This window comes from Mesorhizobium sp. M2A.F.Ca.ET.067.02.1.1 (assembly GCF_004023285.1).
GTDB lineage: Bacteria > Pseudomonadota > Alphaproteobacteria > Rhizobiales > Rhizobiaceae > Mesorhizobium.
Map to the genome: position 1 here is coordinate 1 of NZ_RZSB01000753.1, position 2,909 is coordinate 2,909.

General features: G+C 64.9%; 3 protein-coding genes and 1 pseudogene. All 4 read left to right on the top strand.

Translation table 11 applies throughout. From position 1 onward, the window contains the following. Positions 1–688: pseudogene (locus EOA28_RS31230) on the top strand (SAF domain-containing protein); the annotation flags it as partial. Positions 689–690: 2 nt separating this feature from the next. Then, the gene (locus EOA28_RS31235) at positions 691–1,719 is read left to right on the top strand and encodes a thiamine pyrophosphate-dependent dehydrogenase E1 component subunit alpha (RefSeq protein ID WP_127251777.1); all 1,029 of its coding nucleotides are present in this window, start codon (positions 691–693) and stop codon (positions 1,717–1,719) included. Continuing rightward, positions 1,719–2,717 (top strand): alpha-ketoacid dehydrogenase subunit beta, encoded by a 999-nt coding sequence (locus EOA28_RS31240; RefSeq protein ID WP_127251778.1) that lies wholly within the window; start codon positions 1,719–1,721, stop codon positions 2,715–2,717. Before EOA28_RS31235 ends, EOA28_RS31240 begins: the two co-directional genes overlap by 1 nt. Before the next feature lie 3 nt (positions 2,718–2,720). After that, on the top strand, positions 2,721–2,909 hold a 189-nt coding region (locus tag EOA28_RS31245; protein WP_128315636.1), incomplete at its 3' end, for a biotin/lipoyl-containing protein.

Genomic DNA, 2,909 nt, shown 5'->3' on the forward strand with positions numbered 1-2,909 from the left:
CATGAATGTGCGCATGCTGGTCGAATTCGTCGACGGTTCGAAGACAATGGTCGAGATGGCGGCGATCGCCAACGCGACTGGGCTGGTTCCCGACAAGCCCGGGATGCACGGCCCGGCGGCCACGCTCGGCGAATTGTCGAAGGTGCTGGTGCCTGAGAAGGACGGCGGCGTGCTGTCGAAGGTCGGCGTCGTCGACTATTCGATCGGCAAGGGCGTCGCGCCGGGCGTCTTCGTCGTGGCCGACATGTCGCATCCGCGCATCTCGGAGCGCATGGAAGACCTGAAGATGGGCAAGGGCCCGTATTTCACCTTCCATCGCCCCTATCACCTGACCTCGCTGGAAGTGCCGCTGACCTGCGCCCGCGTCGTGCTCTACGGCAAGGCCGACATGGTGCCGCTGGCAAAGCCCGTGGCCGAGGTCTGCGCGGTCGCCAAGAAGGACCTGAAGCCCGGCGACAAGCTCGATGCCATCGGCGAATATTGCTACCGCGCCTGGATCATGACGGCGCCGGAAGCCCATGCGGCGCGCGCGATCCCCTGCGGCCTGCTGCAGGGCGGCTCCGTGACGGCGCCCATCAAGAAGGGCGAGCTCATCACCTATGCCAATGCCGCGCCCGCGCCGGGCTCGAAGATCGCCGAGCTGCGCGCCCGCCAGGACAAGCTCGTCTACGGAACCGTGGAGGCGTGATCATGGCCGGAGCCAGCAAAGCCGTCGTGGATAGCCGGGCCAACCTGCCTTTCGTCTATCGCCAGTACCGTCCAGAGCAACTGAGACAGGTGCTTCACAAGATGTACCTCATCCGCCGCTTCGAAGAGGGCGCGGAAGAGTGCTACATGCGCGGCCTCATCCACGGCACCATGCACCTGTCGATCGGGCAGGAAGCGAGCGCCATGGGCATCTGCATGCCGCTCGCCGAGGATGACCAGATCACCTCGACGCATCGCGGCCACGGCCATTGCATCGCCAAGGGCGCGGAGGTCAGCCGCATGTTCGCCGAGTTCTTCGGCAAGACCACCGGCTATTGCAAGGGCAGGGGCGGCTCCATGCACATCGCCGATGTCGCCAAGGGCAATCTCGGCGCCAATGGGATCGTTGCCGGCGGCATTCCGATTGCCGTGGGCGCAGCACTTTCATCCAAGAGGATGAAGACCGGCAAGGTCGTGGTCTCCTTCTTCGGCGACGGCGCTAACAATGAAGGCGCCTTCCACGAGGCGTTGAACATGGCGGCGATCTGGAAGCTGCCGGTGATCTTCGTGTGCGAGAACAATGGCTACGGCATGTCGACGTCGACGGCGCGCTCGACCGCGGTGAAGAACATCGCCGAGCGGGCGTCCGCCTATTCGATGCCGGGCGTCATCGTCAACGGCAACATCTTCTCCGAGGTCGCCGAGGCGTCCTTCAAAGCGGTCGAGCGGGCGCGCGCCGGCGAGGGGCCGACGCTGATCGAGTCCAAGACCTACCGTCATCGCGGCCATTCCAAGAGCGACCGCAACCGCTACCGCACCAAGGAAGAGATCGAGGACTGGATGGCGAACCGCGATCCGATCACGCTGTTCGAGACGGAGCTGCGCGATTTCGGCTTCATCGACGACCAGGGCATTGAGGCGATCCGCGACGCGGTCGCCAAGGAGATTGCCGACGGCATCGAATTCGCCAAGGCGAGCCCGGCGCCGGAGATCGCCACCCTTGAGGACTATGTTTACACGGAGCATGCGTGATGGACGCCGTGGTGCGTGAACTGAGCTACGCCCAGGCGATCCAGGAAGCCATGGCCATCGCCATGGACATGGACGAGCGCGTCTTCCTGATGGGGGAGGATATCGGCGTTTATGGCGGCGCCTTCCAGGTGACCGGCGACCTCGTCGAACGGTATGGCACCGACCGGGTGATCGACACGCCGATCTCCGAACTGGGCGGCGCTGGCGTGGCAGTGGGCGCGGCCGTCACCGGCATGCGGCCGATCTTCGAATTCCAGTTCTCGGATTTCGCCACGCTCGGCATGGAGCAGATCGTCAACCAGGCGGCCAAGATGCGCTTCATGCTGGGCGGCGAGGTCTCGGTGCCGGTTGTGATGCGTTTCCCTGCCGGCTCCGGCACGGGTGCAGCCGCCCAACACAGCCAGAGCCTGGAAGCCTGGCTCGGCCATGTGCCTGGCCTGAAGGTGATCCAGCCGGCGACGCCGCACGATGCCAAGGGCATGCTGCTGGCCGCCGTTGCCGATCCGGATCCGGTGATGATCTTCGAGCACAAGCTGCTCTACAAGATGAAGGGCCATGTGCCGGAAGGCCACTATACCGTTCCGATCGGCAAGGCCGAAATCCGCCGCGAGGGCCGCGACCTCACCATCGTCGCCACATCGATCATGGTGCAGAAGGCGCTCGACGCCGCCGCGGCGCTGGAAGGCGAGGGCATCGACATCGAAGTCGTCGATCTGCGCACCATCCGCCCGATCGACCGGCAGACCATCATCGACAGCGTGAAGAAAACCTCGCGCCTGCTTTGCGTCTACGAAGCGGTGAAGACGCTCGGCATCGGCGCGGAAGTGAGCGCGCTCGTCGCCGAAAGCGAGGCCTTCGATTATCTCGATGCGCCGATCGTGCGCCTGGGCGGCGCCGAGACGCCGATCCCTTACAATCCGGACCTGGAAAAGGCCACCGTGCCGCAGGTTCCCGACATCATCGCCGCAGCGCGCGACCTCGTGAAAGGGGTCCGCTGAGCGATGCCGACAGAAGTCATTCTTCCCAAGGTCGACATGGACATGGCGACCGGCCAGATCTCGCGCTGGTTCGCCGAGGAGGGCGCTCGCGTCAAGAAGGGTGACGTGCTCTTCGAGATCGAGACCGACAAGGCGGCGATGGAGATCGACGCGCCGGCCAGCGGCACGCTTCGCAACGTCACTGGCAAGGAG

Coding starts and splice junctions, on each gene's coding strand:
- EOA28_RS31235 (WP_127251777.1), top strand. CDS start 691: ATGGCCGGAGCCAGCAAAGCCGTCGTGGATAGCCGGGCCAACCTGCCT.
- EOA28_RS31240 (WP_127251778.1), top strand. CDS start 1,719: ATGGACGCCGTGGTGCGTGAACTGAGCTACGCCCAGGCGATCCAGGAA.